We start from the raw sequence: 19,897 nt of genomic DNA, 5'->3' as shown, positions 1-19,897 counted from the left end.
GATCTTCCGGACCTGCCGTATGGCCGCTCCCACCGCAGTGCGATGATGACCCGGCCATGTCGTCCATCCCCGTTGCACGCGCCGGAGCCGGTCTGCGGCTGCTGAGGGCCGCGGTGTTCACCGCGGTCTGCGTCGTGCTGTCCGCGACGGGACATGTGCTGGCCGCCTGTGCGGCCGTGCCCCGGTGGACGCTGGCGGCAGGCTTCATCGGGGTGTTCGCGCTGGTCGCGCCTTTCGCCGGGCGGACGCGCTCGTTGCCGTCCATCGCCGTCGCGCTGACCGTCGGACAGGTCGCTCTGCACGCCCTGTTCGGGGTCGGACAGCACCGGTTGCAGCTGTCCCCGACGGCCGACGACGCGCTGATCAGAATGGCCGCGAAGCTGATGTGCGGGGCGGGCGCAGCGTCGCTGAGCCCCGCGGACGCCCGGCGGATCGTCACCACCGCGGGCATCACCCCGCCGGGCCACGGCACCCACGACCATATGGCGCAGACCGTCACCGCTTCGCCTCAGCTGCTGCCCAGCCTCCCCATGCTGCTCGGGCATCTGCTGGCCGCGCTCGCGACCGGCTGGCTGCTGCGGCGCGGGGATCTCGCACTCGTACGGCTGACCCGGCTGTCGGCGGACTCGGCCCATGAGGTGGCCCAGACGGCGTGGCTGCGTCCGCTGCGCGCCGCGCTCACTCTCGTACGGGCGCTGCGGGCCGGTCTCTCGGGGGCGCCCACGGTGGATCCGCGCGCTCCCCGGACGTCGTGCGACCCTCCCGCGCCGGCCGCCGGGGAGGCGCTCCAGCACACGGTGATCAGGCGCGGGCCTCCCGCGGACCTCGCTCTCGCAGCCTGACGCGGCCCACTCGACGGGAGTGGCGCCGTGGTGCCGGCGCACCCCTGTGTGCGCGGCGCACATCCGCCTCCCATAAGCCGTGGAGTGTCCTCTGCCATGAACGTTTCCCGCATCGCTGTCGCGACCGGTATCGCCGCCTCCTCCGTGCTGCTCCTGTCCGGCACCGCCTTCGCGCACGTCAGCGTGCAACCGCAGGGCGAGGCCGCCAAGGGCGGCTACGCGACGGTCAACTTCAAGGTCCCCAACGAGCGCGACAACGCCTCGACCGTGAAGCTCGAAGTCACCGTCCCCACCGACCACCCGCTGTCGTCCGTGATGCCGCAGCCCGTGCCCGGCTGGAAGGTCGAGGTCACCAAGTCGAAGCTGGCCAAGCCGCTCGAGGTGCACGGCAAGCAGATCACCGAGGCGGTCTCCAAGGTCACCTGGACCGCGGACGGTTCCAAGATCGCCCCTGGCCAGTTCCAGCAGTTCCCGGTCTCGCTCGGGCGGCTGCCCGAGGACAGCGACCAGTTGGTGTTCAAGGCGATCCAGACATACGACAACAAGGAGGTCGTGCGCTGGATCGAGGAGACCAAGGAGGGCGCTGAGGCGCCCGAGTCCCCCGCGCCGGTCCTGAAGCTGTCTGCGGCCACCGAAGATCACCACGGCGGCGGCGCCACGGACGCGGCCGCCAAGGACGCCAAGAACGCCGGGCACGACGAGGGCGAGAAGACCGAGGCCGCGTCCGACGACAGCAGCGACAACACGGCGCGCATCCTGGGCATCGTCGGCATCCTCGTCGGCGCCGCAGGCGTCGCCTTCGGCGTCCTGGCCGGACGCCGCCGCACCTCCTGACGCGCCGCCTGACGGTCCGTAAACCATATTTGGGACATTTCTCCATGCGCAAGAAGACTTTGTCCGCGGCCGCGCTCGTCGTGGCCGCCGGGCTCATCCTGTCCGCCTGCTCGGGCGGCGACGACTCCGCCAAGGGGCCCGTCGCCGATATCTCCGCCCAGGCGAACCGTCCGGCGACCTTGCTCGACCAGCCGTACGCCAAGCCGAACCTCGTCCTCACGGACACCCACGGCAAGAAGTACGACCTGCGTGAGCGGACCAAGGGCAAGCCGACGCTGATCTACTTCGGCTACACGCACTGCCCCGACGTCTGCCCGCTGACGATGAGCAACATCGCCATCGCCAAGAAGCAGCTCCCCAAGGCCGACCAGGACAAACTCCAGGTCGTCTTCGTCACCACCGACCCGGAGCGGGACACCTCGGCCGAGCTCGCCAAGTGGCTGCCCAGCGCGGGCGACCCGTCGTTCACCGGCCTCACCGGCGACTTTTCCACGATCCAGGCCGGCGCGCGCCAGATGGGCATCGGCATCGACCCGCCGAAGAAGGAGAAGGACGGCACGGTCGTCTCCATGCACGGCGCGCAGGTCATCGCGTTCTCCCCGAAGACCGACAAGGGCTATGTGCTGTACGGCGAGGACACGACGGTGGACGACTACGCCAAGGACCTACCGAAGCTCGTCCGCGGGGAGAACCCGTGAACCGCCGCGCAACCACCGCCCCCGCGCTCGCCTCGGTCATAGCCCTGACCGTGGGGCTGGCGCTGGCGGGTTGTTCCACCTCGTCCGGCAACGGGCCCGAGTTGAAGGTCAGCGGCGCGTTCATGCCGCAGCCCGTGGGTGACGACATGGCGGCCGGGTTTCTGACCGTACAGAACAGCGGAGGCGGCGCGGACAAACTCACCTCCGTCACCAGCGACATCTCGGACGACATCACGATTCACGAGTCGAAGAACCAGAAGATGCAGGAGGTGAAGTCCTTCGACGTGCCTGCGGACGGCGAGCTCGATCTCGAACGCGGTGGAAACCACATCATGTTCATGAAGCTCAAGCAGAAGCCGAAGCAGGGCGAGAAGGTCGCCGTGGAGCTGCGTTTCGAGAAGTCCGGCCCGATCAAGGTCGAACTTCCCGTGAAGGAGCCCACGTACAACCCGATGAAGCACTGAGCACCGAGGGACTGATCACGCCATGACAGCCACCGCCCCGCGCTTCGGCCCTTCCCCCGTTCGGCTGCTACTCGCCGCGGCCGTGCTCATCGGCACGCTTCTCGGCGCACTCCTGGCCGGCGCGAGTCCCGCTTCGGCGCACGCCGCGCTGACCGGAAGCAACCCGAAGGACGGGGCGGTGGTCGCCACCGCCCCCAAGGACGTCACGCTCACTTTCTCCGAGCAGGTCGCCATGGGGAACGACTCGATCCGGGTCCTCGAACCCAGCGGCAAACGCTCCGACAAGGCGAAGATCCGTGATCTGAGCACCGGTGGCACGGTCAGCTACGGCGTCGATCTGCTGCCCGGTCTGCCCAACGGCACATACACCGTGGCCTGGCAGGCCGTCTCGGCCGACAGCCATCCCATCTCCGGGGCCTTCACCTTCTCGATCGGAGCGCCCTCCAAGACCACTGTCGCCCTGCCCGACAAGGAGGCCGGCGGAGGCGTCGTCGGCGTCCTCTACGACATCGCGCGCTACGCCTCGTACGCGGGCTTCGTACTGCTGGCAGGCGGCGCGGCCTTCGTACTCCTGTGCTGGCAACGCGGCGCTTCCGTCCGCCCGCTGCAACGCGTGGTCGTACAGGGCTGGGTGACACTCACCGCGGCCACCCTCGCGACGCTCCTGCTGCGCACCCCCTATACCGGCTCCGGAAAGCTGGCCGACGCCTTCGACCTCGGCGGGCTGCGGGACGTCCTGGAGACCAAGACCGGGGCGGCACTGATCTCCCGGCTGCTGCTGCTCGGGGCGGCCGCGCTGTTCGTCGCCGTGCTCTTCGGGGCGTACGCGAAGCGCGAGGACGAAGCCGAGAAGAAGGACCTCACCTTCGGTCTCGCCATCGGCGGCACGGTCGTCGCGGCCGGGATCGCCGGGACCTGGGCGCTGTCGGAGCATGCGTCGACCGGCATCCAGCCGGGGCTCGCGATGCCCGTGGACGTAGCTCATCTACTGGCCGTGGCCACCTGGCTGGGCGGGCTCGCGGCGCTGCTGACCGCGCTCTACCGAGCGCCGTCGATCGAGCGGGCGGCGGTGCGGCGGTTCTCCAGGGTCGCGTTCATCAGCGTCGTCGTGCTCGCCGCGACCGGGCTCTACCAGTCCTGGCGGCAGGTCGGTTCGTGGTCGGCGCTGACCGGAACGTCGTACGGACAGCTGCTGCTGGTCAAGGTGGGGCTGGTCGTCGTCATGGTCGGTGTCGCGTGGATCTCGCGACGGTGGACGGCGCAGCTCGGGGAGCCGACGGCGGAGGCGACGGCGGCAACGGAGCCGACGGACGCCAGCGCCGAGGAAGCAGAGGAAGGGATGGACTCGTCGGACCCAGAGAGGGCGACTCAACTCGCCCTCCAGAAGGCCGCGGTGGCCACTGCCCAGAAGAAGAAGGCACGGGGCGCCGACCCGGAGCGTTCCGGACTGCGCCGATCCGTGCTGGCGGAGGCGGGTGTCGCGGTGGTGCTCCTGGCCGTGACCACCGTGCTGACAACCACCGAACCGGGCCGTACGGAAGAAGAGGCTGCCCGGCCCGGAGATGCCCAGGCGGCCGCTCCCGCACCCGCCGGTCCCACCGAGCTCAGGCTGCCCTTCGATACCGGCGGCCAGAACGGCAAGGGGACGGTCCGGCTCAGCCTCGATCCGGCCACCTCCGGCGCCAACGAAATGCACGTGTGGATCTACAACCCGGAATTGAAGCCGATGGACGTGCCCGAGGTGAAGGTTTCCTTCACCCTCAAGGCCAAGCAGATCGGCCCGCTGCCGATCACGCCCGACCGCCTCACCACCGGACACTGGAGCGCGGGCGCGGTCCAGATACCGATGCCGGGCGAGTGGCAGGTCCAGGTGACCGTGCGGACCTCCGACATCGATCAGACCACCGTCGACAAGAACGTGAAGATCGGCTGACGTACCCGTGAGTGACTCCGTGAAAGATCCCGTGCACGACCCAGTGAGTGCCCCAGGGAGTGCCGCAGTGAGCGACCCCGCGAGCGACGGCGACATCTCGAGGCGGCGACTGCTCGGCACCGTCGGCGCGGCGGGCGCGACCGCGCTGGTGCTGGGGGCTGCGGGCGGCGCCGCCGCGCACGCGGCTGCCTCCGGCGACGCCCCGACCGCGCTGACGACGGTCGGCTCGACCGGCATCGCATTCCACGGCGAGCACCAGGCTGGCATCACCACGCCTCTGCAGGCCCGCGGCCATCTGATCGCCTTCGACCTCGCGCCGGGAGCGGGCCGCAAGGAAGCCGCCGCGCTGATGCGCCGGTGGTCCACGCTCGCCGCCGAACTGATGGCGGGCCGGGCGGGCGGCGACGGCGACACGGGCATCGCGCTGGACGCCGGGCCCTCGTCGCTGACGATCACCTTCGGCTTCGGCCGCACCTTCTTCGACCGTACGGGGCTGGTGGCGCAGCGCCCGCCGGAGCTGGACCCGCTGCCCGCCTTCTCCTCCGACCAGCTGGACGCCAAGCGCAGCAACGGCGATCTGTGGGTGCAGATCGGCTCGGACGACGCGCTGGTCGCCTTCCACGCGTTGCGCGCGGTCCAGAAGGCGGCGGGGGAAGCGGCCCGGGTGCGCTGGCAGATGAACGGGTTCAACCGTTCGCCGGGGGCCACGGGCAAGCCGATGACCGCCCGCAATCTGATGGGCCAGGTCGACGGCACGCGCAATCCCAAGCCGTCCGAGGCCGACTTCGACCGGCGGATCTTCGTCCCGTCCGGGACCGAATACGCGTGGCTGGCGGGCGGCTCGTACGCCGTCGTACGCAGGATCCGGATGCTGCTCGACGACTGGGAGAAGCTCTCGCTGAAGAAGCAGGAGCTGGTCATCGGCCGGCGCAAGTCCGACGGCGCGCCGCTGACCGGCGGCACCGAGACGACCGAGCTCGCGCTCGACAGGACAGGGCCCGACGGGAAGCTGGTGATCCCCGACAACGCCCATGCCCGGATCTCCGCGCCGGAGCAGAACGGCGGTGCCGCGATGCTGCGCCGGCCGTTCTCGTTCCACGACGGGATCGGCCCGGACGGGACGCCGGACGCTGGCCTGCTTTTCATCTGCTGGCAGGCCGATCCGCTGCGCGGCTTCGTACCCGTACAGCGCAAGCTCGACCGCGGCGATGCGCTGTCGCCGTTCATCCGGCACGAGACGAGCGGACTGTTCGCGGTGCCGGGCGGGCCCAAGGAGGGCGAGTACGTGGGGCAGCGGCTTCTGGAGTCGTGAATCATTGCGGCCCATTAGGGTGACGGTATGTCGGCCACGCGCTACACGTATCTCGGTCCCGAGGGCACCTTCACCGAAGCCGCCCTGCGCACGCTCCCCGAAGCCGCCACCCGGGAACTCGTCCCCATGGTGTCCGTACCGGCTGCGCTCGATGCCGTACGCAACGGGGAAGCCGCTGCCGCCCTCGTTCCGATCGAGAACTCCGTGGAGGGCGGCGTCACCGCCACCCTCGACGAGCTGGCCTCCGGCGAGCCGCTGATGATCTACCGCGAGGTGCTGCTGCCCATCGCCTTCGCGCTGCTGGTACGGCCGGGCACCAAGCTGTCCGAGGTGAAGACGGTGACCGGGCACCCGGTCGCGCAGCCGCAGGTCCGGAACTGGCTGCGGAACAACCTGCCGGACGTCCTGTGGGAGTCGGCAGCCTCGAACGCGGACGGCGCGCGGCTGGTGCAGGAGGGGCGGTACGACGCGGCCTTCGCGGGCGAGTTCGCGGCGGCGACGTACGGGCTCAAGCCGCTGGTCACCGAGATCCATGACGCGGAGAACGCGGAGACCCGCTTCGTACTGGTGGGTCGGCCCGCCAGGCCCGCGGCACCGACCGGCGCGGACAAGACGTCGGTGGTCATCTGGCTGGGCGACGACCACCCGGGTGCGCTGCTCGAACTGCTGCAGGAGTTCGCGGCGCGCGGAGTCAACCTGATGCTGATCCAGTCGCGGCCGACGGGCGCGGGGATCGGGAACTACTGCTTCGCCGTGGACGCCGAAGGCCATATCGCGGACCGGCGGGTGGGCGAGGCGCTGATGGGGCTGAAGCGGATCTGTCCGAAGGTGCGTTTCCTCGGTTCGTATCCGCGGGCGGGTGTGGCTGTGGGGGACGTACGGGAGCTGCGCGCGGGGACGTCGGACGCGGAGTTCACGGCGGCGTCGGACTGGCTGGCGCGCTGCCAAGACGGCCGCGCCTGAGGCCAACGGCCGTGCCTGAAGGCGCTGAGAGGCCTACGGGCGCGGTCCTACCTGCAGATTTTCGTTGTCCACAGGACTTATCCACAGGCGCGCTTCTCGACCTGGGGACAAGTCGACAACACAAGCCGACATGGTCGACAAATCTGCTCACTCGCCCCACTTCCGTCCACAGGGCCGCAGGGTGCCCTCTGTCACCTCAATTCCATTGATCAACTCTTTAGAGCGAGGAATTCCCACCCGAATGAGCGTGTGAGGTGGGTTTGGATGGGGAATCCTCCGGCCCACGCACAACCCTGAAAACGATCTTTTCCGTGGTTTTCCGCGGTCCACAGATCTCACACACAGCCTGTGGATAACCTTGCGAGAAGCCGCATCCCTGTGGACAAGGGGAGCTCAGCTCCCCATCCCCATCCCCATCCCCAAAGGGTGTGGGTCAATGTGACCCCTCACTCCATGCCCCATTTCGGCGAATAGCGTCGTGTTTATTGACGCTTGCCCGCTCAATCGGCACCCGATTTACCGACCCTTATCCAATTCCGGCAATTCGAGCAATCCGGACAAAATTACACGCAAGGCAATATCGGGTGGGGTGCCGTCAGTCCGCACCGGTAGCCTGGTGGGGTGATTGACCTTCGCCTGCTCCGTGAGGACCCCGACCGTGTTCGCGCCTCCCAGCGCGCCCGTGGAGAGGACGTCGCCCTCGTCGACGCCCTGCTCTTGGCCGATGAGCGGCGCAGGTCGTCCGGCCTCCGCTTCGACGAGCTGCGCTCCGAGCAGAAGCAGCTCGGCAAGCTCATCCCCAAGGCCTCTCCCGAAGAGCGCGCCGAGCTGCTGAAGAAGGCCGAGCAGCTGAAGTCCGACGTCAAGGCGGCCGATGCCGCGCAGGACGAGGCCGACGAAGAGACCAGGCGGTTGCTGCTCCAGCTGGGGAACATCGTCCATGAGGACGTTCCGGTCGGCGGCGAGGAGGACTTCGTCGTCCTCGAGACGCACGGCACGATCCGCGACTTCGGCGCCGAGGGCTTCGAGCCCAAGGACCACCTGGAGCTCGGCGAGGCGCTCGGCGCCATCGACGTCGAGCGCGGCGCCAAGGTGTCCGGCTCGCGCTTCTACTACCTGACGGGCGTAGGCGCGCTGCTCGAGCTCGCACTCGTCAACGCCGCGATCGCGCAGGCCACCGAGGCCGGCTTCATCCCGATGCTGACCCCGGCGCTGGTCCGGCCGCGCGCCATGGAGGGCACCGGCTTCCTCGGGCAGGCCGCGGAGAACGTCTACCACCTGGAGAAGGACGACTACTACCTGGTCGGCACCTCCGAGGTCCCGCTCGCCGCGTACCACATGGACGAGATCATCGAGGCCGACAAGCTGCCGCTGCGGTACGCCGGCTTCTCGCCGTGCTTCCGCCGCGAGGCCGGGACGTACGGCAAGGACACCCGCGGAATCTTCCGGGTGCACCAGTTCGACAAGGTCGAGATGTTCTCGTACGTCGCTCCCGAGGACGCGGAGTCCGAGCACAAGCGGCTCCTGGACTGGGAGAAGCAGTGGCTGACGGGCCTGGAGCTGCCGTTCCAGGTGATCGATGTGGCGACCGGCGACCTCGGCGCGTCGGCCTCGCGCAAGTACGACTGCGAGGCGTGGATCCCGACCCAGGGCAAGTACCGCGAGCTGACCTCCGCGTCGAACTGCGACAGCTTCCAGGCGCGCCGCCTGTCGGTCCGGATGCGCGACGGCAAGAAGGTGCAGCCACTGGCGACACTGAACGGCACGCTGTGCGCCGTACCGCGCACGATCGTGGCGATCCTGGAGAACCACCAGCTGGCAGACGGTTCGGTGCGGGTGCCCGAGGTGCTCCGTCCGTACCTGGGCGGGCGTGAAGTGCTGGAGCCGGTCGCCAAGTGACGTTCCCTTACCGGCTCGTCGCGACTGATCTCGACGGCACGCTGCTGCGTGGCGACGAAACGGTCTCGGAGCGCACGCGCGACGCCCTCGCCGCGGCCACCGCTGCGGGCGCCGCGCACATCATCGTCACCGGACGGGCTGTTCCGTGGACCCGGCACATCCTGGACGACCTGGGGTACGACGGCCTCGCGGTCTGCGGCCAGGGGGCCCAGGTCTACCACGCGGGCGAGCACCGGCTGCTGACGTCCGTGACGCTGGACCGGCAGCTGGCCGGTCTTGCGCTCTCCAAGATCGAGGCGGAGGTCGGCCCGCTGGCGCTGGCGGCGAGTCGGGACGGACTCGACGGCGAGGTGCTGGTTGGCGCCGGCTACCGGGTTCAGGAGAGCCCGCTGCCGGTTGTGGCGTTCGAGGACCGGTCCGAGCTGTGGTCCGCGCCGATCAACAAGGTCTACATCCAGCATCCGGGGCTCGACGACGACGCGCTGGCGCAGGTGGCCAGGGCGACGGTCGGCAGCCTGGTGGACGTGGTGATGGCGGGCCCGGGCGTGGTGGAGATCCTGCCGCTGGGGCTGAGCAAGGCGACGGGGCTGTCGCTGGCGGCGCGGCGGCTTGGGCTGCGGGCTGCGGACACGATCGCGTTCGGTGACATGCCGAACGACATCCCGATGTTCGGGTGGGCGGCGCAAGGGGTGGCGATGGCCAATGCGCACGAGGAGCTGAAGGCCGTGGCACACGAGATCACGGCGTCGAACGAGGACGATGGCATCGCGGTGGTGCTGGAGCAGCTTCTTCGGGGCTGACGCGCTGCGGTGCTGCGGTGTCGCGATGTTGCGGAGGATGCGCGGATCGAACGCGCGCGGGGCTTTCGGCCCCGACGACGGCTTAGCAAGCCGCTGCCTTACCACTCGGCCAATCCTCCGGGAGGGGGCGGCCCGCGCGGATGCGCGCTCGAAGCGGCCGCCCCCGGGCAGCTGCCTGCGGGCGGCTTCGCGGAGTGGTCGGTGGCTACTCCGCTGCCTGCCCGGCACTGCCCTGCTGGGAGCTCGACGGACTCGCACTCGTACTCTCGGTCATCGCCGCGCTCCTCTCCCGGTCGGCGGCGTCGGTCGCACTGGCGTGCGCCGGCTCAACTACTGTGCCCCGGGCGGCCCTTCGGTGCCACTGGTTTTCGAGTCGGGTCACCTCTCGGTCATGACGCGTGCTCCTGCCCCGCGCCTCGTACGACTTTGAGGTTGAAGGTGTACGTGCCGAGGGCGGCAGCCACGCCGAGGAACAGCCACGCGAGGTGTTCCTGGCCGCGGGCGGTGGTGATCCCGCCCAGGTCGAGCTGCGACGAGGACGGCCAGCCGAGGTCGCCCAGCACCGCGGCGACCTGTGCCTTCGCTCCGGCGTCGGCTCCGGAGAGGAAGACGGTGCTGGGGCCGGCGAGCGCGTCGGGGGCGGCCATGAGGGAAGCGTCCATGGTGCAGAGGCTCTTGACGACCTTGGTGTCCGGGAGCGCCTGCTGAATCTGTTCGCCGATGCTGGAGTTGGGGTGGGCCAACTCCATGCTGTCAGTGAGGCCGACAGCGATGTCGAGGAGGACCTTTCCGGCGAGCTGCGGAGCAAGGACTTGGAGCAGGGCGAGGGATTCGGTGCCGGGTGTGGCGTTGACGACGATGTCGCCGTGGGCGGCGGCCTCGGCGAGGGGGACGACGGGAAAGTCCAGATGCTTTCGGTTGTCCGGTTCGCGCGAGCCCAGCACGACGTCATGACCGGCGGCGGCCGCTCCGGCCGCCACTGCCCTCGCGACATGGCCTGTGCCGAGAAATCCGAGTTTCGTCATGTGCGTGACGCTAGGCGGGGCGGCAGGCGCTCCGTATCGGGCGCTGGAACCAGACGGGGCCGGGGCAGGGCCTAGGACTGGAGGGCCAGGTGTTTGTGCGGACGCAGCGGGCGATGTCGCTGTCGCGAAGGAGCATCGCGATGTTGAGCACGGTCCGGCGGGTGTAGAGCCGGAGCTGGGTGCTCGCCTGTGGATAACTCTCGTCCCATGTGGCCAGAACGGCCATATGGAAGCTCTGCAGTTCAGAGCCTTTCAGAGTGATCATGCCATTGGCTTGCAGCTCATCACGATGGCGCTTGACGACGCTGTGGACAGCGTCCCTGTGGATTTCGAAGTAGCGGGCCACATCCTCTGTGCGGACGTGCGTTCCGTCCGGGAGCATGACAAGCGCCTTCACCTTGTCCAGGACATTCGACACGCCCCTGATGCTCGTCACGCATCGCACGCGACTCGAGCAGGGCGACTTCCGATGGCATGAAGATGCCTTCCGTTCACAGAACCGATCATGGACGGCCCTCCTCCCCGGGCTTCAGGGGTGGAGGTCGGCTCACGGTGCTGCTCACCCAGTGACCGGCCCGGCTTTCGATCCGGCACCGGCAATCCCCAGTTTCACGAACTCTCGTCGCCACGAACTCCAGTTGCCTCCACGCACAGTGGACAACGAACCGACAAACGTACAGTTACGCGGATATGCGTCAACCCCCGCCCACCGGACGGGGGTTGACACCCGAGAAACACGGACCCCGCCGCCTCACTCCTCCCCGGCGAGCTTCAGCACCCTCAGCTTCTGCCCCGCGTACCACGTCGCCACCACCGTGACCCCAGCCAGCAGCGCCACCGCCAGCGGCAGCCCCACGTCCGAGCCGATCAGGCCCTCCCCGCCGATCTTCTCCGCGAGCGACAGCGACCACTGCTGGACGCTCAGCGTGCGCGCCCCCGGCACCAGGCTGCCGAACAGCGTCTCCCACACCAGCGCGTAGACGAGTCCGATCACCACCGCATGCCGGCTGACCGTCCCGAGCAGCAGGAACAGCGCGCTGTACGCGATCGACGCGACCAACGCCGCCACGGTGTACGCCACCGCGACCTGCTGGCCGTTGCCGTTCAGGATGAATCCGGCGATCAGCGTCGGCACCGCCGAGAAGGCCATCGTGATCGCGATGGCCACGACCAGTTTCGTGACGATGATCGTCGGCCGCTTCACCGGCTTGGCCAGCAGATAGACGATCGACCCGTCGTCGATCTCGGGCCCGATCGACCCGGTGCCCGCGATCACGCCGATCAGCGGCACCATCGTGGCGATGGCGAACCCGCCCAGGACATCGGCGGCGACCTGGTCGTCCACGCCGTTGAAGCTCCGTACCGCCGCCGCGATGAGCAGCAGCAGTCCGGGCAGTACGAACAGGATCGCTGCCCGGCGCCTGCCGAGCACGGCCCGATAGGTGAGCCGGGCGACTGTGGGGTTGTACATCTGCGTCACAGCTCCTTTCAGGCCGCTACGAGGTAGGAGAAGACCGACTCGAGGGACTCGTCCGAGGGCGAGACCGTGAGCAGCCGGATGGAGTGCTCGCGGGCGACCCGCGGCAGCAGTTCGGTGAACCGGCCGAAATCGACGGCCTGGATGCGCAGCGCACCCTCGGCCAGGTCGACCTCGATGCCCGCCGTCGACGGGTCGGCGATCAGGGCCGCGGCGAGCGCCCGGTCGTCGCTGGACCGTACGAGATAGCGGTGCGGCCGGTCCGTCATCAGCCGGCGGATCTTGCGGAAGTCGCCCGAGGCGGCGTGCCGGCCGGCCACGATCACCTCGATGTGGGAGGCGAGTTGCTCGACCTCCTCCAGGATGTGGGAGGAGAAGAGGACCGTACGGCCCTCGCCGCCCATCCGGCGCAGCAGGTCCATCAGCTGCATCCGCTGGCGCGGGTCCATGCCGTTGAAGGGCTCGTCGAGCAGCAGCACGGACGGCTCGTGCACCAGCGCCGATGCCATCTTCACGCGCTGCCGCATGCCCTTGCTGTACGTCGCGATCTTGCGGTCCTGCGCGTACTCCATCTCGACGGTGGCCAGCGCGCGCTGGGCCTCCCTGGCGCCCAGGTCGTGCAACTCGGCGTTGGCAACCACGAATTCGCGGCCGGTGAGGAAGTCGTACATCGCTTCCCGCTCCGGTACGACGCCGATCTGCCGGTATACGGACTCATTGCGCCAGATCGTCCGACCGTCGAGCGTGACGCTTCCCGTCGAGGGGGCGAGGAAACCACCCATCATGTTGATGAGCGTGGACTTTCCGGCGCCGTTGGGGCCGAGCAGACCGGTGACGCCCGGGCCGATCGTCATGGTCACGTCGTTGACGGCCACGACATTCCCGAACCACCGTGAGGTGTGCTCGATGTGAAGAGTGCTCATGGGCGCAGCCCATTCCTTAGAGGGGTGGTGGCGGGCGACGGGTGGGCGGTCACAGCCCGACCTTTCGGTAGCGGCGCATCAGTACGGCGTACGAGCCGAGGACGAGCGCAGTAACGACGAGCAGATAGGCCACGCCCGCACCGGCTCCCGGTCCCGCCTCGCCTGGGAAGGCCGAGGTCGCGCCGAGGAATGCGGTCTGTACGCCGTCGATGAGCGTGACCGGTGAGAAGAGGCCGAGCCACTTGATCGCTCCGGGCGACCCGGTCTCCCAGGCGATCGCCTGGACGGTGGAGACGGCTCCGTACGTGATGGTCAGTGTCGCGATCACGGCGGCGACGCCGAAGCCGCGACGCGGTGTGAGGGCGGCCATCACCAGGCCGAGGCCTCCGAAGAGTACGGAGAGGAGCGCCACGGAGACCATGCCCTGCGCGAAGCCCTTCGTCTGGTCCGCGAAGTCCATCTTGGCGAGCAGCGAGCCGACGTAGAGGATGACCAGCGGCGCCGCGGTGAGTACGAACAGCGCCGAGGCCATCGCCCCGTACTTGGCCAGGACGTAGTCGATGCGCTCGATCGGGCGCGAGAAGTACAGCGGCACCGTCTTGAAGCGCAGATCGCGGGAGACGGACTGCGGGGCCTGCGCGGCCAGGAAGAGGCCGATGACCGCCTGGGTGACGATCGCGTAGCGGGTGTAGTCGAGGGGGAGGTCGTTGAGCTTCGTGGCGACGGCGACCGCGACGATGATCGCCGCGGGCAGGCACATCACCGCGAAGAGGATCATCGGCAACACCTTGGACTTGGCCGAGCGGCCGAGTCCGTAGGCGCCGCGCAGCGACTGCGAGTAGAGGGAGCGGCGCGCGTACGCACGGCCGAGCCGCGGGCCCTCGTAGTTCCGGTATCCGATGTTGTGGATCCGGGTGGTGTCCTTCTGGATCCCGGTGGTCTCGATGCTCATCGCGCCTGCACCTCCATGGGCTGTGCCGCTGCCTCCGGACGGAAGACCTCCGCGATGTGGTGGCGGCGCTGTTCCATCCGTACGAGTCCGAGGCCGAGCCCGGCGACAGTGTCGCGTACGACGTCGTACGTCTCCTCGCCCGTCGCCTCGATGAGCAGGATGTGGCCCGCGCCGGGCAGACCGTCCTCCACGCGCGCGTGGAGCGTGATTCCGGCGGCGGCAAGTGCCTTGCGGAGCACGGCGGTGCCGTCGGGATGCGTGTCCGTGTCGGTGACCTCGACCGCGAGGGTCGCGGTGGTCTGGGTGAAGTCGCTGGTGGAGCTGGAGCGCAGCAGGGCGCCGCCGTCGATGACGACGACATGGTCACAGGTGCGCTCGAGCTCGCCGAGGAGGTGCGAGGTGACCAGGACCGAGATGCCGAAGTCGGTGTGGACGCGGCGGATCAGGCCCAGCATCTCGTCGCGGCCCACCGGGTCGAGGCCGTTGGTCGGCTCGTCCAAGAGGACCAGCTTCGGGTCGTGGACGAGGGCCTGCGCGAGTTTGACGCGCTGCTTCATGCCGGTCGAGTAGCCGCCGATGGGGCGGTACCGCTCCTCGTAGAGGCCGACATGGCGCAGGGTGTCCGCGGTGCGCTCGCGGGCAGCCGTAGGCGGCAGCCCGGACATGCGCGCCATATGGACGACGAACTCGGTGGCCGAGACGTCGGGCGGCAGGCAGTCGTGCTCCGGCATGTACCCCACCTGTTCGCGGATGGCGGCGCCGCTCGTGGCGACGTCGAGGCCGAGCACCGCGGCCCGGCCTTCCGTGGCGGGGGACAGACCCAGCAGGATCTTGATCAACGTGGACTTGCCGGCTCCGTTGGCGCCCACCAGTCCGGTCACACCGGGTCCGATGTCCAAGGAGAGCCGGTCAAGCGCGGTCACCCTGGGGAACCGCTTGCTCAGGCTTTCGGTCGCGATCACAGTCACATTTCGAAGGTAGTGGCGCACGACACATGGAGCGTCAGCCCTGGCGGCTGGATCGGTGTCCGACTCAAGAGGTACGGACCCGTAGGGGGCAGCGACGAAAGTGAACAGCGGCGAGGTTGTCCACAGGCCGGTTGTCCACAGGTCGGTTGTCCACAGGTGATGCATGACCCTTGACGCAGCCGCCGGGCATTGTCACATTCATCAGTGTCAAGTTATGGCTGCGTACCGCACTCGGGACGGATGGACGGGCAGGTGGCATGACCTCAGCAGCAGCAAGCGAACTGACCGCGGAACTGCGAGGGTTCAGAGAAGTGCAGCGCCTCGCGTACGAATGCGCGGAGGCGGTCGCGGCGCAGCTCAAGCCCGGGGTGACCGAGCGCGGGGCGGCGCGGATGCAGCGCGAGTGGCTGCGGGAGCGCGGTGTGCGCGACTGGTTCCACCTCCCCTTCGCCTGGTTCGGGGACCGCACGGCCTTCGTAGGCTTCCGAATACCGCTGCAGTTCTTCCCGACCAACCGCGTCCTTGAAGCGGGCATGCCCTTCATCCTCGACATGGCCCCGGTCTACAAGGGCTACACCGCGGACATCGGGTACTCCGGCTGCCTCGGCCCGAGCCCTGTGCACAACAGACTGCTCGCCGATCTTGAGGCGCACCGCGAGCTGATACTGCGCGAGGTTCGGGAGCGGCGCTCGCTGCGCGAGATCTACGAGGACGTGGACCGGCTGATGGTCCGGCAGGGGTATGCCAACCGGCACCGCGCGTATCCCTTCGGTGTCATCGCCCACAAGGTCGACCGGGTGAAGGAGCGGCGCTGGTCGCCGCATCTCTTCGGGTTCGGCACACAGTCGCTGAAGGGGCTTGCGAGCGACGCGCTGCACGGCCACCGGGACGGCTGGTCGCCGCTGTGGAGTCCGTACAAATTCTCCGACCACCCGCCCCGGCCTGGGCTGTGGGCGGTCGAGCCGCACCTCGGATTCAGGGGTACGGGCGCGAAGTTCGAGGAGATCTTGGTGGTCACCGACTCCAAGGACCCGGAGCAGAGCGCGTTCTGGCTGGACGACGATCTGCCGCATGTGCGGCGTTGGGCGGAGGAGTCGGCGTGAGTCTCAAGGGGGCGCGGGAGCGCTGGGTCCATACGGGCGGAATCGAGCTCTGCGTCGCGGAGCTGGGCGACGCGACGCAGCCGACGGTGCTGCTCGTGCACGGCTATCCGGACAGCAAGGAGGTGTGGTCGGAGGTCGCAGAGCGGCTGGCTGACCGCTTCCATGTCGTGCTGTACGACGTCCGGGGGCACGGCCGCTCGACCGCGCCGACGCCACTGCGCGGCGGCTTCACCCTGGAGAAACTGACGGACGACTTCCTGGCTGTCGCGGACGCGGTGAGTCCGGACAGGCCGGTGCATCTGGTCGGCCACGACTGGGGGTCGGTGCAGTCCTGGGAGTTCGTGACCGTGAAGCGCACCGAGGGCCGGATCGCCTCCTTCACCTCGATTTCAGGACCGTCCCTGGACCACTTCGGCCACTGGATCAAGAAACGGATGAGCCGGCCCACGCCCCGCAGGGTCGGCCAACTGCTCGGACAGGGCGCCAAGTCCTGGTACGTGTACATGCTGCATACGCCGGTGCTGCCGGAGCTCGCCTGGCGCGGGCCGCTGGGCAAGCGGTGGCCCAGGATCCTGCAGCGGCTGGAGAAGGTGCCCGGCGGTGACTACCCCACGCCCTCGCTGCCGCAGGACGCGGCGCACGGCGCGTGGCTCTACCGCGACAACGTCCGCGCGCGCCTGCGCCGCCCGCGCTCCGACGCGTACGCCCAGGCTCCGGTCCAGCTGATCACCCCGACGGGTGACATCTTCCTGTCCGAGCGGCTCTACGACGAACTGGGCGAGTGGGCACCGCAGTTGACGCGTCGCACCCTGCCCGCCAAGCACTGGGTGCCGCGGACCAGGCCCGACCAGCTGTCGGCCTGGATCGGCGAGTTCGTCCTGGCCAACGAGGACGGCGCGGCCGGTGTGGCCGCGCGGGAGACCATGGCCCGCGGCCCGTATGCCGAGCGGTTCGGGGGGCAGCTCGTCCTGGTGACGGGCGCGGCCAGCGGCATCGGGCGGGCCACGGCCTTCGCGTTCGCCGAGGCGGGGGCACGGATCGTGGCCGTGGACCGGGACGGGGAGGGCGCGGCCAGGACTGCGGAGATGTCGCGGCTGATCGGCGCGCCCGAGGCCTGGGGCGAGACGGTCGACGTCAGCGACGAGCAGGCGATGGAGAAGCTCGCCGGCAAGGTCGCCACCGAGTACGGAGTCGTGGACGTCCTGGTCAACAACGCGGGCATCGGCCTGGCCGGCTCGTTCCTCCAGACCAGCGCCGAGGACTGGAGGAAAGTCCTCGACGTCAATCTGTGGGGCGTCATTCACGGCTGCCGGCTCTTCGGCCGGCAGATGGCCGCACGTGGCCAGGGCGGCCATATAGTCAACACCGCGTCGGCGGCGGCCTATCAGCCGTCCAAGGCACTGCCCGCGTACAGCACCTCCAAGGCCGCGGTGCTGATGCTCAGCGAGTGCCTGCGTGCCGAGCTGGCCGGCCAGGGGATCGGGGTCTCCGCAATCTGCCCCGGCTTCGTCAACACCAGCATCACCTCCACCGCGCGTTTCGCCGGAGTGGACGAGGCGGAGGAGAAGCGGCGCCAGAGGAAGTCCGCCCGGCTGTACGGACTGCGCAACTACCCGCCGGAGAAGGTCGCCGACGCGATCCTGCGCGCCGTCGTGAAGAACCAGGCGGTGGTGCCGGTGACGCCCGAAGCCCGCGGCGCCCACTTCCTGTCCCGCTTCATGCCCCGGACGTTGCGTGCGATCGCCCGATTGGAGCCGCCGCTGTGAGCGCCGAGGAGCACATCGGCCGCTACCCCATCACGCCGCGCCGGGTCTCGTTCGACTGGGGCAGGACCCCGCTGCACTGGATACCGGACGAGCCCACCGCCACCCATGTCATCAATGTGCTGCATCTGCTGCTGCCGGCCGGCGAGCGGTGGTTCGTCAAGGTCTTCAAGGAGGCTCTGCCGCTGGTCGGCGACCCGGTACTGCGAAAGGACGTCAAGGGCTTCATGGGCCAGGAGGCCACGCACAGCGTGCAGCACGCGTACGTGCTGGACCACCTGGCCGCGCAGCGGCTCGACACCGAGGGATTCACCAGGTACGTCGAGCTCCTCTTCGAGAAACTGCTCGGCGAGAAGCCACCGTTCGGAGCGCCGATACCGGCCCGGGAGTGGCTGCGCTTCCGGCTGGCGATCATCGCCGCGATCGAGCAGTTCACGGCGGTCCTGGGCAACTGGGTGCTGCATGCCGAGGGGCTCGACCGGGCGGACGCCGACGAGATCATGCTGGATCTGCTGCGCTGGCACGGCGCGGAGGAGGTCGAGCACCGGGCCGTCGCCTTCGACATGTACCAGCACTGTGGCGGCGAGGGGCTGCCGCGCTATGCCCGCCGTGTCGAGGGCATGGTCGTCACCGCTCCCGTGCTGCTCTGGCTGTGGGGGTGGGGCACGGCCTATCTGATCCGGCACGATCCACAGCTCGCCGGCCGGCTGCGGTACTCACTGCGCGAGCACAACCGCGCCGTCGGCAAGGGGCTGCTGCCCAGCTGGCGGGAGTTGGGCGCAGCCATACCCCGCTACTTCCGGGGGTCGTACCATCCCTCGCAGGAGGGCTCGCTGCGCAAGGCCGTCGACTATCTCGCGACTTCACCCGCGGCCCGCGCCGCGGCGGGGGCGGTGGGCCGTGCCGCCTTGTCGTAGGCGGCCTGTCATCGAGCTGTCATCCAGGGAGCGGGCTTGTCCGAGCAGCCAGTAGCCGAGTACCGGATCGAGGATCTGGCGCACCACAGCGGCGCCACCGTCCGTACGATCCGCGCCTACCAGGACCGCGGACTGCTGCCGAAGCCGGAGCGGCGAGGGCGGGCCAATGTGTACGGCTCCACACACCTGGCCCGGCTGCGGCAGATCGCGGACCTGCTCGACCGCGGCTACACCCTGGCTTCGATCAAGGAGTTGCTGGAGGCCTGGGACGCCGGGCGCGGGCTCGGTGGGGTGCTCGGCCTGGCCGCCGAGGTGCAGGGGCCGTGGACGGACGAGGAGGCAGCCCGGATCACCCGCGCCGAGCTGGACGGGAAGTTCGGCGGGAGGCCGGACGAGGCGGCCGTCGCGGAGGCGGTGGACCTCGGTGTGCTGGAGCGGATCCCGGGGCATGCCGACGAATTCCTGGTGCCCAGCCCCCAAGAGCTCGCGGTGGCAGCCGAGTTGTACGCGGCTGGGGTGCCGCTCTCGGCAATCTCCGGTCATCTGCGGGAACTTCGCGGGCAGGTGGAGCACATAGCGTCCCGTTTCCTGGAGTTCACCACCGAGCATGTCTTCGCACGTTATCTGGGACACCGGCCGCCGACCGACGCTGATGCGGCCGAGGCCGCGTCGCTGGTCCGGCGGCTGCGGCCGCTCGCGCAGCAGACGGTCGACGCCGAACTGGCACGGGCCATGCGGACGTTCGCCACCCGGCATCTGCAGCAGCACCTGGGGGCCGAGGGCCCGCCGACGATGGACAGTGAGCCGCGCTCGGTGACGCTGCCGCCGGAGACAATTCGGGCGGTACACCGTCTGGTTGGCCAGGAGAATGCGGCCGCCTTCATCGCGGCCGCGGCCGAACGGGAGGTGCAGGCAAGGACATTGGACGCCCTGACCTCAAAGAATGGTGATTCCAGGCAATTTGACCAAAGACCTTGAATCGGCGCCGTGTTGTCCACAGAAACGTCAATTCCCTTGTGGATAA

The 19,897-nt window shown here is 69.1% G+C and carries 18 protein-coding genes, 1 tRNA gene and 1 pseudogene; 13 read left to right on the top strand and 7 right to left on the bottom strand.

Annotated elements, in window-relative coordinates; all coding sequences use genetic code 11:
- The first annotated feature begins 56 nt into the window (after positions 1–56).
- The 9 genes from ACH492_RS38030 (at position 57) to ACH492_RS37990 (ending at position 9,745) form a co-directional block, all read left to right on the top strand.
- Entirely contained in the window at positions 57–842 is a 786-nt protein-coding gene (locus ACH492_RS38030) for a hypothetical protein (RefSeq protein WP_398993710.1), read from the top strand.
- Positions 843–938: 96 nt separating this feature from the next.
- Positions 939–1,676: a YcnI family protein gene (locus ACH492_RS38025; RefSeq protein WP_398993708.1), complete on the top strand. Its 738-nt coding sequence runs from the start codon at positions 939–941 to the stop codon at positions 1,674–1,676.
- Between the two features lie 44 nt (positions 1,677–1,720).
- Positions 1,721–2,374 carry an SCO family protein gene (locus tag ACH492_RS38020; protein ID WP_398993706.1) on the top strand — a complete coding sequence of 218 codons (654 nt, stop codon included), beginning with the start codon at positions 1,721–1,723 and terminating at the stop codon, positions 2,372–2,374.
- Positions 2,371–2,838, top strand: coding sequence for a copper chaperone PCu(A)C (locus tag ACH492_RS38015; RefSeq protein WP_398993704.1), 468 nt, complete (start codon positions 2,371–2,373; stop codon positions 2,836–2,838). Before ACH492_RS38020 ends, ACH492_RS38015 begins: the two co-directional genes overlap by 4 nt.
- A gap of 22 nt (positions 2,839–2,860) precedes the next feature.
- Positions 2,861–4,771, top strand: a complete 1,911-nt coding sequence (locus ACH492_RS38010; protein ID WP_398993703.1) for a copper resistance CopC/CopD family protein — start codon at positions 2,861–2,863, stop codon at positions 4,769–4,771.
- 67 nt (positions 4,772–4,838) lie between these two features.
- Entirely contained in the window at positions 4,839–6,083 is a 1,245-nt protein-coding gene (efeB, locus tag ACH492_RS38005; RefSeq protein ID WP_398993701.1) for an iron uptake transporter deferrochelatase/peroxidase subunit, read from the top strand.
- A 27-nt stretch (positions 6,084–6,110) separates the two neighbouring features.
- Positions 6,111–7,046 (top strand): prephenate dehydratase, encoded by a 936-nt coding sequence (gene pheA, locus ACH492_RS38000; RefSeq protein ID WP_398993699.1) that lies wholly within the window; start codon positions 6,111–6,113, stop codon positions 7,044–7,046.
- A 621-nt stretch (positions 7,047–7,667) separates the two neighbouring features.
- Entirely contained in the window at positions 7,668–8,945 is a 1,278-nt protein-coding gene (gene serS, locus ACH492_RS37995; protein ID WP_398993697.1) for a serine--tRNA ligase, read from the top strand.
- The gene (locus tag ACH492_RS37990; RefSeq protein ID WP_398993695.1) at positions 8,942–9,745 is read left to right on the top strand and encodes an HAD family hydrolase; all 804 of its coding nucleotides are present in this window, start codon (positions 8,942–8,944) and stop codon (positions 9,743–9,745) included. Before serS ends, ACH492_RS37990 begins: the two co-directional genes overlap by 4 nt.
- Before the next feature lie 31 nt (positions 9,746–9,776).
- Here the strand turns inward: ACH492_RS37990 and ACH492_RS37985 are convergent.
- From ACH492_RS37985 to ACH492_RS37955, 7 genes and pseudogenes are all read right to left on the bottom strand, one after another.
- A tRNA-Ser gene (locus ACH492_RS37985) sits at positions 9,777–9,864 on the bottom strand.
- Positions 9,865–10,134: 270 nt separating this feature from the next.
- Complete coding sequence (locus ACH492_RS37980) at positions 10,135–10,770, bottom strand: NADPH-dependent F420 reductase (protein ID WP_398993693.1); 636 nt, start codon at positions 10,768–10,770, stop codon at positions 10,135–10,137.
- Positions 10,771–10,864: 94 nt separating this feature from the next.
- Positions 10,865–11,246, bottom strand: a pseudogene (locus ACH492_RS37975) (hypothetical protein); the annotation flags it as partial.
- A gap of 275 nt (positions 11,247–11,521) precedes the next feature.
- Positions 11,522–12,241 carry an ABC transporter permease gene (locus tag ACH492_RS37970; protein WP_398993691.1) on the bottom strand — a complete coding sequence of 240 codons (720 nt, stop codon included), beginning with the start codon at positions 12,239–12,241 and terminating at the stop codon, positions 11,522–11,524.
- Between the two features lie 17 nt (positions 12,242–12,258).
- Positions 12,259–13,170, bottom strand: coding sequence for an ABC transporter ATP-binding protein (locus ACH492_RS37965; protein ID WP_398993689.1), 912 nt, complete (start codon positions 13,168–13,170; stop codon positions 12,259–12,261).
- A 49-nt stretch (positions 13,171–13,219) separates the two neighbouring features.
- Positions 13,220–14,122, bottom strand: coding sequence for an ABC transporter permease (locus tag ACH492_RS37960; protein WP_398993688.1), 903 nt, complete (start codon positions 14,120–14,122; stop codon positions 13,220–13,222).
- A complete protein-coding gene (locus ACH492_RS37955; protein WP_307665897.1) occupies positions 14,119–15,084 on the bottom strand; it encodes an ABC transporter ATP-binding protein in 966 nt (321 codons plus the stop codon). The genes ACH492_RS37960 and ACH492_RS37955 overlap by 4 nt, the downstream gene beginning before the upstream one ends.
- A 263-nt stretch (positions 15,085–15,347) precedes the next feature.
- On the opposite strand from ACH492_RS37955, the gene ACH492_RS37950 reads away from it, so the two are divergent.
- From ACH492_RS37950 to ACH492_RS37935, 4 genes are read left to right on the top strand one after another with little or no spacing between them, the layout of a single operon-like run.
- Positions 15,348–16,193, top strand: coding sequence for a M24 family metallopeptidase (locus ACH492_RS37950; protein WP_398993685.1), 846 nt, complete (start codon positions 15,348–15,350; stop codon positions 16,191–16,193).
- On the top strand, positions 16,190–17,959 hold the full coding sequence (locus ACH492_RS37945) for an SDR family oxidoreductase (protein ID WP_398993683.1): 1,770 nt from the start codon (positions 16,190–16,192) through the stop codon (positions 17,957–17,959). Before ACH492_RS37950 ends, ACH492_RS37945 begins: the two co-directional genes overlap by 4 nt.
- Positions 17,956–18,873 (top strand): metal-dependent hydrolase, encoded by a 918-nt coding sequence (locus ACH492_RS37940; protein WP_398993681.1) that lies wholly within the window; start codon positions 17,956–17,958, stop codon positions 18,871–18,873. Before ACH492_RS37945 ends, ACH492_RS37940 begins: the two co-directional genes overlap by 4 nt.
- A 36-nt stretch (positions 18,874–18,909) precedes the next feature.
- Positions 18,910–19,851: a MerR family transcriptional regulator gene (locus ACH492_RS37935; RefSeq protein ID WP_398993679.1), complete on the top strand. Its 942-nt coding sequence runs from the start codon at positions 18,910–18,912 to the stop codon at positions 19,849–19,851.
- Positions 19,852–19,897: the final 46 nt, after the last annotated feature.

It is taken from the genome of Streptomyces sp. NPDC019443, from assembly GCF_044389785.1.
Lineage (GTDB): Bacteria > Actinomycetota > Actinomycetes > Streptomycetales > Streptomycetaceae > Streptomyces.
The sequence above is the reverse complement of the archived record's forward strand: the minus strand, read 5'-3'. Positions and strand labels throughout refer to the sequence as shown.